Source organism: Pseudomonas sp. 43mfcvi1.1 (genome assembly GCF_900115935.1).
GTDB lineage: Bacteria > Pseudomonadota > Gammaproteobacteria > Pseudomonadales > Pseudomonadaceae > Aquipseudomonas > Aquipseudomonas bijieensis.
Map to the genome: position 1 here is coordinate 121273 of NZ_UETT01000005.1, position 12649 is coordinate 133921.

11 protein-coding genes are annotated in these 12649 nt (G+C 59.9%); 10 read left to right on the top strand and 1 reads right to left on the bottom strand.

Annotated features, from left to right (window positions below):
• Nucleotides 1–4 precede the first annotated feature (4 nt).
• From dapB to DTP52_RS11460, 5 genes are all read left to right on the top strand, one after another.
• A complete protein-coding gene (gene dapB / locus DTP52_RS11440; RefSeq protein ID WP_109753480.1) occupies nt 5–811 on the top strand; it encodes a 4-hydroxy-tetrahydrodipicolinate reductase in 807 nt (268 codons plus the stop codon).
• Between the two features lie 255 nt (nt 812–1066).
• Nucleotides 1067–2203, top strand: coding sequence for a glutamine-hydrolyzing carbamoyl-phosphate synthase small subunit (gene carA / locus DTP52_RS11445; protein ID WP_003197697.1), 1137 nt, complete (start codon nt 1067–1069; stop codon nt 2201–2203).
• 105 nt (nt 2204–2308) lie between these two features.
• Nucleotides 2309–5530 (top strand): carbamoyl-phosphate synthase large subunit, encoded by a 3222-nt coding sequence (gene carB / locus DTP52_RS11450; RefSeq protein ID WP_109753481.1) that lies wholly within the window; start codon nt 2309–2311, stop codon nt 5528–5530.
• 2 nt (nt 5531–5532) lie between these two features.
• Nucleotides 5533–6009: a transcription elongation factor GreA gene (gene greA / locus DTP52_RS11455; RefSeq protein WP_030139783.1), complete on the top strand. Its 477-nt coding sequence runs from the start codon at nt 5533–5535 to the stop codon at nt 6007–6009.
• A 28-nt stretch (nt 6010–6037) separates the two neighbouring features.
• A complete protein-coding gene (locus DTP52_RS11460; RefSeq protein ID WP_109753482.1) occupies nt 6038–6442 on the top strand; it encodes an MFS transporter in 405 nt (134 codons plus the stop codon).
• Between the two features lie 10 nt (nt 6443–6452).
• Here the strand turns inward: DTP52_RS11460 and DTP52_RS11465 are convergent, their stop codons facing one another.
• The gene (locus tag DTP52_RS11465) at nt 6453–6761 is read right to left on the bottom strand and encodes a YhbY family RNA-binding protein (protein WP_003177852.1); all 309 of its coding nucleotides are present in this window, start codon (nt 6759–6761) and stop codon (nt 6453–6455) included.
• 106 nt (nt 6762–6867) lie between these two features.
• Here DTP52_RS11465 and rlmE point away from each other — a divergent pair, with 106 nt between their 5' ends.
• The 5 genes from rlmE (at nt 6868) to tpiA (ending at nt 12647) form a co-directional block, all read left to right on the top strand.
• On the top strand, nt 6868–7500 hold the full coding sequence (gene rlmE / locus DTP52_RS11470; protein WP_109753483.1) for a 23S rRNA (uridine(2552)-2'-O)-methyltransferase RlmE: 633 nt from the start codon (nt 6868–6870) through the stop codon (nt 7498–7500).
• A 200-nt stretch (nt 7501–7700) separates the two neighbouring features.
• Nucleotides 7701–9611, top strand: a complete 1911-nt coding sequence (gene ftsH / locus DTP52_RS11475; protein ID WP_109753484.1) for an ATP-dependent zinc metalloprotease FtsH — start codon at nt 7701–7703, stop codon at nt 9609–9611.
• A gap of 8 nt (nt 9612–9619) precedes the next feature.
• Complete coding sequence (folP, locus tag DTP52_RS11480; RefSeq protein WP_109753485.1) at nt 9620–10471, top strand: dihydropteroate synthase; 852 nt, start codon at nt 9620–9622, stop codon at nt 10469–10471.
• A gap of 16 nt (nt 10472–10487) precedes the next feature.
• Nucleotides 10488–11825 carry a phosphoglucosamine mutase gene (gene glmM, locus DTP52_RS11485; protein ID WP_109753486.1) on the top strand — a complete coding sequence of 446 codons (1338 nt, stop codon included), beginning with the start codon at nt 10488–10490 and terminating at the stop codon, nt 11823–11825.
• 66 nt (nt 11826–11891) lie between these two features.
• A complete protein-coding gene (gene tpiA, locus DTP52_RS11490; protein WP_109753487.1) occupies nt 11892–12647 on the top strand; it encodes a triose-phosphate isomerase in 756 nt (251 codons plus the stop codon).
• Nucleotides 12648–12649 lie beyond the last annotated feature (2 nt).

Consider the following 12649-nt stretch of genomic DNA (forward strand, 5'->3'; position numbering starts at 1 on the left):
TGGCATGCGACGTATAGCTGTGATGGGCGCTGCGGGGCGCATGGGCAAGGCGCTGGTCGAGGCGGTGCAGCAGCGCTCTCCGCTCTCCGGCCTGACGGCAGCCATTGTGCGGCCCGACAGTACGCTGGTGGGTGCCGATGCTGGCGAGCTGGCCTCGCTGGGGCGTATCGGTGTGCCGATGTCCGGTGGCCTGGAGAAGGTGCTCGACGAGTTCGATGTGCTGATCGACTTCACCCTGCCGGACGTGATGCTGAAAAACCTCGCGATCTGCCGCAAACATGGCAAGGCCATGGTGATCGGCACGACGGGGCTGGATGCCGCGCAAAAGCAGTTGCTGGCCGATGCGGGCAAAGACATTGCGATCGTGTTCGCGGCGAACTTCAGCGTGGGTGTGAACCTGTCACTGAAGCTGCTGGAGATGACGGCCCGGGTCTTGGGTGACGATGCGGATATCGAAATCATCGAGGCGCACCACCGCCACAAGATCGACGCGCCTTCGGGAACGGCCTTGCGCATGGGGGAAGTGATTGCCGATACGCTGGGTCGCGATCTGCAGGAAGTGGCCGTGTATGGGCGCCAGGGGCATACCGGTGCTCGTGAGCGCGATACCATCGGTTTCGCCACTGTGCGCGGTGGCGATGTGGTGGGCGACCATACCGTGCTGTTCGCCACTGAGGGCGAGCGCCTGGAAATCACCCACAAGGCATCGAGCCGGATGACCTTCGCCAAGGGTGCCGTACGTGCTGCGCTGTGGCTGGATGGCCGCGAGCCGGGTTTGTACGACATGCAGGACGTTCTCGACCTGCGTTGATGCCATTGAACGCGGGGTTCAGGTTATACTGAGCCCCGTTTTACACCGCTTCGCGACGGCCTGTCGCATTCCCCTGCCTTTAAGGCTCATTAGCGGTGGACCAAAAAAGCCTTTTTCTGTAAGCTACAGCTTTAGTGTGTCCACTAAAAGCGCGCAGAATAATTCAGTGAAGAAGCGGGGTGACGTGTCCATACGTCACTCCGCTTTTTTACAACCTGCGATCGCCCTTTCAGGCTTTATTTACGGGAGGTCTTCTTGACTAAGCCAGCCATACTCGCCCTTGCTGATGGCAGCATTTTTCGCGGCGAAGCCATTGGAGCCGACGGCCAGACCGTTGGTGAGGTGGTGTTTAACACCGCAATGACCGGCTATCAGGAAATTCTTACCGATCCTTCCTACGCCCAGCAAATCGTTACCCTGACTTACCCGCACATCGGCAACACCGGCACCACGCCGGAAGATGCCGAGTCTGATCGTGTCTGGTCCGCCGGCCTGGTCATCCGTGACTTGCCGCTGGTAGCGAGCAACTGGCGTAACACGATGTCCCTGTCCGATTACCTGAAAGCCAACAACGTTGTGGCGATCGCTGGTATCGACACTCGTCGCCTGACCCGCATCCTTCGGGAAAAAGGCGCGCAGAACGGCTGCATCATGGCCGGCGACAACATTTCCGAAGAAGCCGCCATTGCCGCTGCCCAGGGTTTCCCGGGTCTCAAGGGCATGGACCTGGCGAAAGTCGTCAGCACCAAGAAACAATACGAATGGCGCTCCACGGTCTGGGACCTGAAGACCGACAGTCACGCGACGATCGAGGCTTCCGAGCTGCCATACCACGTGGTTGCTTACGACTATGGCGTCAAGCTGAACATCCTGCGCATGTTGGTCGAGCGCGGTTGCCGCGTCACCGTGGTGCCAGCCCAAACCCCGGCCGCCGACGTCCTGGCCCTCAAGCCCGACGGCGTGTTCCTGTCCAACGGCCCTGGTGACCCCGAGCCTTGCGACTACGCGATCCAGGCGATCAAGGACGTGCTGGAAACCGAGATCCCGGTATTCGGCATCTGCCTCGGTCATCAATTGCTGGCCCTCGCCTCGGGCGCCAAGACCTTGAAGATGGGCCATGGCCACCATGGTGCCAACCACCCGGTGCAGGACCTGGACACGGGCGTGGTGATGATCACCAGCCAGAACCACGGTTTTGCGGTAGATGAAGCGACTCTGCCAGCCAACGTGCGTGCGATCCATAAGTCGCTGTTCGACGGCACGCTGCAAGGCATCGAGCGTACCGACAAGAGCGCGTTCAGCTTCCAGGGCCACCCTGAAGCCAGCCCGGGCCCGAACGATGTGGCGCCGCTGTTCGATCGCTTCATCAATGAGATGGCCAAGCGACGCTGACCGCGTGAAGCCCGAGGGCGGCCCCGAGTGCGGCGGCCCCCTCGGGCGCTTCAAAGATTGTTCGACGGCCTAGCCGACTGACCTGCGGATTTGAGTGACAAACCCATGCCAAAACGTACAGACATAAAAAGCATCCTGATTCTCGGCGCTGGCCCGATCGTGATCGGCCAGGCCTGCGAATTCGACTACTCCGGCGCGCAGGCCTGTAAAGCCCTGCGCGAAGAGGGCTACCGCGTCATCCTGGTGAACTCCAACCCGGCCACCATCATGACCGACCCGGCCATGGCCGACGCCACCTACATCGAGCCGATCAAGTGGCAGACCGTTGCCAAGATCATCGAGAAAGAGCGCCCGGACGCACTGCTGCCGACCATGGGTGGCCAGACCGCGCTGAACTGCGCCCTGGACCTGGAGCGCGAAGGCGTCCTGGAGAAGTTCGGTGTGGAAATGATCGGCGCCAACGCCGATACCATCGACAAGGCCGAAGACCGTTCGCGCTTCGACAAGGCGATGAAATCCATCGGCCTGGACTGCCCGCGCTCGGGCATCGCCCACAGCATGGAAGAGGCCAACGCTGTCCTGGAACGCCTTGGCTTCCCGTGCATCATCCGTCCGTCCTTCACCATGGGCGGCACCGGTGGTGGTATCGCCTACAACCGTGAAGAGTTCGAAGAAATCTGTGCCCGTGGTCTCGACTTGTCGCCGACCAAGGAACTGCTGATCGACGAATCCCTGATCGGCTGGAAAGAATACGAAATGGAAGTTGTCCGCGACAAAAAGGACAACTGCATCATCGTCTGCTCCATCGAGAACTTCGACCCGATGGGCGTGCACACCGGTGACTCGATCACTGTCGCGCCGGCCCAGACCCTGACCGACAAGGAATACCAGATCCTGCGTAACGCCTCCCTGGCGGTATTGCGCGAGATCGGCGTGGAAACCGGCGGCTCCAACGTCCAGTTCGGCATCTGCCCGAACACCGGTCGCATGGTGGTCATCGAGATGAACCCGCGGGTATCCCGTTCGTCGGCCCTGGCTTCCAAGGCCACCGGTTTCCCGATTGCCAAGGTCGCTGCCAAGCTGGCCGTGGGCTACACCCTGGACGAGTTGTCGAACGACATCACCGGCGGCAAGACCCCGGCGTCCTTCGAGCCGTCCATCGACTACGTCGTTACCAAGCTGCCACGCTTCGCCTTCGAGAAATTCGCCAAGGCCGATGCCCGCCTGACTACTCAGATGAAGTCGGTTGGTGAAGTCATGGCCATCGGCCGGACTTTCCAGGAATCCCTGCAGAAAGCCCTTCGCGGCCTGGAAGTGGGCGTTTGCGGCCTCGATCCGAAGCTGGACCTGAATGATCCGGAAAGCATGAGCGTGCTCAAGCGCGAGCTGACCGTGCCGGGCGCCGAGCGTATCTGGTACGTGGCCGATGCCTTCCGTGCCGGCATGACCGTCGAGCAGATCTTCGGCATGAACATGATCGACCCTTGGTTCCTGGTGCAGATCGAAGATCTGATCAAGGAAGAAGAGAAGGTCAAGACCCTGGGCATGTCCAGCATCGACCGCGACACGATGTTCCGCCTCAAGCGCAAAGGCTTCTCCGACATGCGCCTAGCCAAGCTGCTGGGTGTGACCGAGAAGAGCCTGCGCGCTCATCGCCACAAGTTGGAAGTGTTCCCGGTCTACAAGCGCGTCGACACCTGCGCGGCCGAGTTCGCCACCGACACCGCCTACCTGTACTCCACGTACGAAGAAGAGTGCGAAGCGGCGCCATCGACCCGCGACAAGATCATGATCCTGGGTGGCGGTCCTAACCGGATCGGCCAGGGCATCGAGTTCGACTACTGCTGCGTACACGCGGCGCTGGCCCTGCGCGACGACGGTTACGAGACCATCATGGTCAACTGCAACCCGGAAACCGTCTCCACCGACTACGACACCTCCGATCGCCTGTACTTCGAACCCGTGACCCTGGAAGACGTGCTGGAAATCGTTCGCGTCGAGAAGCCCAAAGGCGTGATCGTCCAGTACGGCGGCCAGACCCCGCTGAAGCTGGCGCGCGCCCTTGAAGCCGCTGGCGTGCCGATCATCGGTACCAGCCCGGATGCGATCGACCGCGCCGAAGACCGTGAGCGTTTCCAGCAGATGGTCGAGCGCCTGAACCTGCGTCAGCCGCCAAACGCCACCGTGCGCAGCGAGGACGAAGCGATTCGTGCCGCGGCCAAGATCGGCTACCCGCTGGTGGTGCGTCCGTCCTATGTACTGGGTGGCCGTGCGATGGAAATCGTCTACCAGGAGGACGAGCTCAAGCGCTACCTGCGCGAAGCGGTCCAGGTGTCCAACGACAGCCCGGTGCTGCTGGACCACTTCCTCAACTGCGCCATCGAAATGGACGTGGACGCAGTCAGCGACGGCAAGGATGTGGTGATCGGTGCGATCATGCAGCACATCGAGCAAGCAGGTGTTCACTCCGGTGACTCCGCCTGTTCGCTGCCGCCTTACTCGCTGCCGGCGCACATCCAGGACGAGATGCGCGAGCAGGTCAAGAAAATGGCCCTGGAACTGGGCGTTGTCGGCCTGATGAACGTGCAGCTGGCCTTGCAGGGCGAGGACATCTACGTCATCGAAGTCAACCCGCGCGCTTCCCGGACCGTGCCGTTCGTCTCCAAGTGCATCGGTGTTTCCCTGGCGATGATCGCGGCACGGGTCATGGCTGGCAAAACCCTGAAAGAGCTGAATTTCACCAAGGAAATCATTCCGAACTTCTACAGTGTGAAAGAGGCGGTGTTCCCGTTCGCCAAGTTCCCAGGCGTGGACCCGATCCTCGGCCCGGAAATGAAATCCACCGGTGAAGTGATGGGCGTGGGCGATACCTTCGGCGAGGCCTTCGCCAAGGCCCAGATGGGCGCCAGCGAAGTATTGCCGACTGGCGGTACGGCGTTCATCAGCGTGCGTGATGACGACAAGCCACTGGTTGCAGGCGTAGCCCGTGATCTGATCAACTTGGGCTTCGAAGTGGTCGCCACTGCCGGCACTGCCAGACTGATCGAGGCGGCAGGCCTGAAAGTGCGCCGCGTGAACAAGGTGACCGAGGGGCGTCCGCACGTGGTCGACATGATCAAGAATGACGAAGTCACACTGATCATCAACACCACCGAAGGTCGCCAGTCGATCGCCGATTCCTACTCCATTCGTCGCAATGCGCTGCAGCACAAGATCTACTGCACCACGACCATTGCTGCGGGCGAAGCGATCTGCGAAGCGCTCAAGTTCGGTCCCGAGAAGACCGTGCGTCGCTTGCAGGATCTACATGCAGGATTGAAGGCATGAGCATAACCAAGTACCCGATGACGGTTCAGGGCGCGAAGGCCCTGGAAGAAGAACACGCTTTCCTGACGAAGGTCGAGCGCCCGCGCTTGAGCCAGGCTATTGGTGAAGCGCGCGAGCTGGGCGATCTCAAGGAGAACGCCGAATACCACGCTGCCCGAGAGGAGCAGGGGATGGTCGAGGCGCGTGTCCGTGATATCGAAGGCCGTATGCAGAATGCGGTGATCATCGACGTCACGACGATCCCGCACACCGGCAAGGTGATCTTTGGCACTACCGTGGAAATCGCCAACGTCGAGACCGATGAAAGCGTCACTTACCAGATCGTTGGTGAGGACGAGGCAGACATCAAGCTCGGCAAGATTTCCGTTGGTTCGCCCATCGCTCGCGCCTTGATTGCCAAGGAAGAGGGTGATGTGGTGGCGGTGAAGACACCTGGCGGTGTCATCGAGTATGAGATTGTCGAAGTCCGTCACATCTGAACGAAGGCGCCCGCTGCGAGCAGGCGCCATGATCTGGCAGCTCACCCAGATGTTGTGGGTGGGCGGCGTCTGGTTGTTGCACATCGGTTTGCTGCCGGTGCTGGGTCGAGTCGGCTTGGCACCGCTGCTCATCGATGAAATCGCAGGCATGCTGACGGCGCTGCTGGTAGGTTTTTCCGCAGCGTGCGTGATATTTCAGGTCTTGGTGCTGGTTCAGGCCGAGGGCCTTGCCAGTCTATGGCGCGACATTCGTGGGCAATTGTTGCTCATGTCGTTGTACGCGTGCGGGATGTTCTTTGCAGTGCGTCTCGGCTGGCCGGATGCGAGCCAATGGCAGGTATTCAGTTACCTGGTGCTGGGTTTTTCCGGGTTGGTGCTGGTGTTGCAGCCGGTTCCCGGATGGGGCGGCAGGGTGCGCGAGGCACACCCTTGACCCTTTGACATCACTTGAAGCGGTGAACGTTCGACAGTTGCTTGTTGACGCTGAAATTCTTGCGATAAATCAGCGCCATCTTGCCGATGACCTGCACCAGGTCGGCCTTGCCGGTCTTGCACAGTTCAGCAACGGCAGCCAGGCGGGCTTCGCGGTCGAGGATGTTGAGCTTGATCTTGATCAGCTCGTGATCGCCCAAGGCGCGTTCCAGTTCGGCGAGTACACCTTCAGTCAAACCGTTGTCAGCCACAGTCAAAACCGGTTTCAGATGGTGGCCAATGGATTTGTATTGTTTCTTCTGCTCTTGAGTGAGCGGCATAATCTGACCCCTGCGTCTGATCTTGTAAAAAGCGGCGGCCAGTTTACCCGAGCAAGTCCGGGACCGCCCACTTAATCACGACCCGTTTTATTTTTAGAGGTGGCCCGTGGCCCGTTCCAAGACTAGCCAGAACTGGCTCAGAGAGCATTTCAACGATCCATTCGTGAAAATGGCGCAAAAAGACGGGTATCGTTCCCGTGCCAGCTACAAGCTGCTGGAGATTCAAGAAAGAGACCGTTTGATCCGTCCAGGCATGAGTGTGATCGACTTGGGCGCCGCCCCGGGTGGCTGGTCCCAAGTGACCAGTCGTCTGATTGGTGGACAAGGCACACTGATCGCTTCCGATATCCTGGAAATGGACAGCATCCCGGATGTGACCTTCATTCAGGGTGACTTCACCGAGGACGCCGTACTGGCGCAGATCCTTGAAGCGGTTGGAAAAAACGAGGTGGACCTTGTGATTTCCGATATGGCCCCCAATATGAGTGGATTGGCATCTGTTGATATGCCGCGATCAATGTTCCTGTGCGAGTTGGCACTGGATCTTGCGACTCGGGTATTGAAGCCAGGTGGTGATTTTTTGATCAAGGTCTTCCAGGGTGAAGGCTTCGACGAATACCACAAGAGCGTGCGCAAGCAGTTCGAGAAGGTCACGACGCGCAAGCCGAAATCATCGCGTGATCGCTCCCGTGAGCAGTACCTGCTGGGCCGTGGTTTCCGTGGTCGCAGTGAGGAATAAGAGGTTTTTCGACCGGGGCGATAGGTTTTTCGTATTTCGTCCCGTGAGCATTAGCGAATATTGTGTAGAAAGTGTTTCACAAAGGGTTACAGACGGCGCCTGCCAGAGTCGTAGGTAATGTAGTAAGTTAGGCCGGTGAATATCATGCGAAGCGCGCGCCAGTAGCGGAGCTTGCTTCAGAGGGTAGTTAATTGAACGATATGGCAAAGAATCTGATCCTGTGGTTGATCATCGCCGCTGTCCTTGTGACCGTGATGAACAACTTCTCCAGCCCTAACGAGCCGCAGACCCTCAACTATTCCGACTTCATCCAGCAGGTCAAGGATGGCAAGGTCGAGCGTGTAGCCGTTGATGGCTATGTGATTACCGGCAAGCGCACCGATGGCGACAGCTTCAAGACCATTCGTCCGGCAATCCAGGACAATGGCCTGATCGGCGACCTGGTGGACAACCACGTCGTGGTCGAAGGCAAGCAGCCTGAGCAGCAAAGCATCTGGACCCAGCTCCTGGTCGCCAGCTTCCCGATCCTGGTGATCATCGCCGTGTTCATGTTCTTCATGCGCCAGATGCAGGGTGGCGGGGGAGGCAAGGGTGGGCCGATGAGCTTTGGCAAGAGCAAGGCTCGACTGCTTTCCGAAGATCAGGTGAAAACCACCCTGGCCGACGTCGCGGGCTGCGACGAAGCCAAGGAAGAAGTGGGCGAACTGGTCGAGTTCCTGCGTGATCCGGGCAAATTCCAGCGCCTGGGCGGTCGTATTCCACGCGGCGTGCTGATGGTTGGCCCGCCAGGTACCGGTAAAACCTTGCTGGCCAAGGCGATTGCCGGTGAGGCCAAGGTGCCGTTCTTCACGATTTCCGGTTCCGACTTCGTCGAAATGTTCGTCGGCGTGGGCGCCAGTCGTGTCCGCGACATGTTCGAGCAGGCCAAGAAACACGCGCCATGCATCATCTTCATCGATGAGATCGACGCCGTCGGTCGCCACCGTGGCGCCGGCATGGGTGGCGGGCACGACGAGCGCGAGCAGACCCTCAACCAGTTGCTGGTCGAGATGGACGGCTTCGAAATGAACGACGGCATCATTGTGATTGCCGCCACCAACCGTCCTGACGTACTCGACCCTGCGCTGTTGCGTCCGGGACGTTTCGACCGCCAGGTCGTGGTGGGGCTGCCGGACATTCGCGGTCGCGAGCAGATCCTCAAGGTCCATATGCGCAAGGTGCCAATGGGTGATGACGTCGCTCCGGCAGTCATCGCGCGTGGTACGCCGGGCTTTTCCGGTGCAGACCTGGCGAACCTGGTCAACGAAGCGTCGTTGTTCGCCGCTCGTACCGGCAAGCGTGTCGTGGAGATGAAGGAGTTCGAGCTGGCCAAGGACAAGATCATGATGGGCGCGGAGCGCAAGTCCATGGTCATGTCGGAGAAAGAAAAGCAGAACACCGCGTATCACGAGGCGGGTCACGCGATCGTCGGTCGTGTCGTGCCCGAGCATGATCCGGTCTACAAGGTCTCGATCATCCCGCGAGGTCGTGCCTTGGGCGTGACCATGTTCCTGCCGGAAGAGGATCGCTACAGCCTGTCCAAGCGTGCATTGATCAGCCAGATCTGTTCGTTGTATGGCGGCCGTATCGCTGAGGAAATGACCCTGGGCTTCGACGGTGTGACCACCGGCGCGTCCAACGACATCATGCGCGCCAGTCAGATCGCTCGGAATATGGTCACCAAGTGGGGCCTGTCCGAGAAGTTGGGGCCGCTGATGTATGCCGAAGAAGAGGGGGAGGTGTTCCTTGGTCGTGGTGGCGGTGGCCAGCATGCAAGCTTCTCCGGCGAGACAGCCAAGCTGATCGATTCCGAAGTGCGCAGTATCATCGACCAGTGCTACGGCACTGCCCGGCAGATTCTCACGGACAACCGTGACAAGCTCGATGCCATGGCCGATGCCTTGATGAAGTACGAAACCATCGACGCCGAGCAAATCGACGACATCATGGCGGGTCGCGAACCTCGCGAGCCTCGTGACTGGTCGGGTGGTACCGGCACCTCCGGTACGCCTCCGGCGGTACAGGGTGAGCGTCCGGAAACACCGATTGGCGGTCCGGCCGCTGATGTCTAAGGCTTGAAATGACTTCTGTTCAGTCCTCGACCCGGTTACCTTGCGGCAACCGGGTTCTTGATTTGGCCCATGCGCATGTCATGGGCATTCTCAATGTCACGCCTGATTCCTTTTCCGATGGCGGTCGATTCAGCCAGCTCGATGCTGCGCTGCGGCATGCCGAAGCCATGGTGGCTGCCGGTGCAACGCTGATCGATGTAGGAGGCGAATCGACCCGGCCGGGCGCGCGGGCAGTCTCGCCTACCGAAGAGCTGGAGCGGGTAGCGCCGATTGTCGAGCGCATCCATCGCGAACTTGATGTCATTATCTCGGTCGATACGTCCACGCCTGCGGTCATGCGCGAGACTGCGCGACTGGGGGCAGGCCTGATCAATGATGTTCGGTCCCTGCGGCGCGACGGCGCCCTGGACGCTGCGGCGGCCACCGGGTTGCCGGTGTGCCTGATGCATATGCTCGGCGAACCGGGGACCATGCAGAATGACCCGCACTATGATGATGTAACCAGGGAGGTGGGTGAATTCCTGGTGGAGCGTCTGGACCAGTGTGCTGCCGTGGGCATTCCCGCCGAGCGGATCGTTCTTGATCCCGGCTTTGGCTTTGCCAAGACGCTGGCTCACAACCTGAGCCTGTTCAAACATATGGAAGCCTTGCATGCACTGGGGCGGCCCCTTTTGGTTGGGGTTTCGCGAAAGAGCATGATAGGCAATGCCTTGGGCCGACCGGTGGGAGAGCGCCTGTATGGTGGTCTCGCCCTTGCGGCCTTGGCCCTTACCAAAGGCGCGCGCATATTGCGTGTGCACGATGTAGCCGAAACGATGGATGTCGTGCGGATGATCGCAGCTGTGGATTCAGCCGAATAAGAATGACGGAGCACTTATGAGCAAGAAATACTTTGGCACCGACGGTATTCGTGGTCGGGTCGGCGAATACCCTATTACCCCTGATTTCATGCTCAAGCTCGGCTGGGCGGCCGGCATGGCGTTCCGCAAGATGGGCGCCTGCAAGGTGCTGGTCGGCAAGGACACGCGAATTTCCGGCTACATGTTCGAATCGGCACTCGAGGCTGGCCTGACATCGGCGGGCGCCGATGTGATGCTGCTGGGCCCGATGCCGACGCCGGCCATTGCCTACCTGACGCGTACGTTCCAGGCCCAGGCAGGCATCGTGATCAGTGCCTCGCACAACCCTCATGACGACAACGGCATCAAGTTCTTCTCCGGCCAGGGTACCAAGCTGCCGGACGATATCGAGCTGATGATCGAAGAGCTGCTGGACACGCCGATGACTGTGGTTGAGTCGAGCAAGATCGGCAAAGTGTCGCGGATCAACGATGCGTCGGGTCGCTACATCGAATTCTGCAAGGGCAGTGTGCCCACAGGTACCAGTTTTTCCGGCCTGAAAGTCGTCGTCGATTGCGCCCACGGGGCAACCTATAAAGTCGCGCCGAGCGTCTTTCGCGAGCTGGGGGCCGAGGTGGTGGTGCTTTCCGCCCAGCCTAATGGCCTGAACATCAACCACAACTGTGGCTCCACCCATACCGAGGCATTGCAGGCTGCGGTGCTGGCTGAGCAGGCTGATCTCGGGATCGCCTTCGACGGCGACGGTGATCGGGTCTTGATGGTTGATCACACCGGTACGGTCGTCGATGGTGACGAGCTGCTGTTCATTATTGCTCGTGACCTGCATGGGCGCGGCAAGCTGCAGGGCGGCGTAGTCGGCACGTTGATGAGCAACCTCGGGCTGGAGCTGGCCCTGGCAGACCTGGATATCCCGTTCGTGCGGGCCAATGTGGGTGACCGCTACGTGATCTCGGAGCTGCTGGAGCGCAACTGGGTGATCGGTGGTGAGAACTCCGGCCACATCGTATGCTTCGACCATACCACCACGGGTGATGCGATCATTGCGGCCTTGCAAGTGCTGATGGCGCTCAAGGCGCGTAACGAAGGGCTCGCACAGTCGCGCCAGGCATTGCGCAAATGCCCGCAAGTGTTGATCAACGTGCGTTTCGGGGGCGGTGTGAATCCTCTCGAGGATGCCAAGGTCAAGCAGGCCAGTGAGCGTGTGACACAGGCGATGGCGGGGCGTGGACGTGTATTGTTGCGCAAGTCCGGCACAGAGCCTTTGGTGCGTGTCATGGTCGAAGGCGAGGATGAAGCGCAAGTTCGCGGTTATGCCGAAGAGCTGGCAAAACTGGTTACTGAAGTTTCTGCCTGAATTCGGCTTGCCAGTCATGGATCGGTTGGGTAACATCTGCGCCCACTTTGACCGACGAGGTACAGCATGCGTCGCCCTATGGTAGCTGGTAACTGGAAGATGCACGGTACCCGCGCCAGCGTCGCTGAGCTGATCAATGGCCTTCGTCATCTGGCCTTGCCAAGCGGTGTTGATGTCGCGGTATTCCCGCCTTGCTTGTATATCAATCAAGTGATTGATGGCTTGAAAGGTAAGTCGATTTCGGTCGGCGCGCAGAACTCTGCGGTGGAGTCCATGCAAGGTGCGTTGACCGGTGAGATTGCACCGAGTCAATTGGTGGATGCAGGTTGTTCCCTGGTCCTGGTCGGACATTCCGAGCGTCGCCAGATCATGGGCGAGCAGGACAAGGCCTTGATCCGCAAATTTGCTGCGGCCCAGGCCTGTGGTCTGACTCCGGTGTTGTGCATAGGGGAAACCCTTGCGCAGCGTGAAGCCGGCAAGACCCTTGAAGTTGTCGAGCGTCAGCTGGGCAGCATCATCGAAGAGCTGGGTGTTGGTGCTTTTGCAAAGGCAATTATTGCTTACGAGCCAGTCTGGGCCATTGGTACCGGGCTGACTGCTTCGCCGCAACAGGCGCAGGATGTGCACGCAGCCATCCGCGCGCAGTTGGCGGCAGAGAATTCTGAAGTGGCACGAGGTGTGCGGCTTCTATACGGCGGCAGCGTGAAGGCGGCCAATGCGGTCGAACTGTTCGGCATGCCGGATATCGATGGGGGGCTCATTGGTGGAGCGTCCCTGAATGCAGATGAGTTCGGTGCGATCTGTCGCGCCGCGGGAAACTGAAA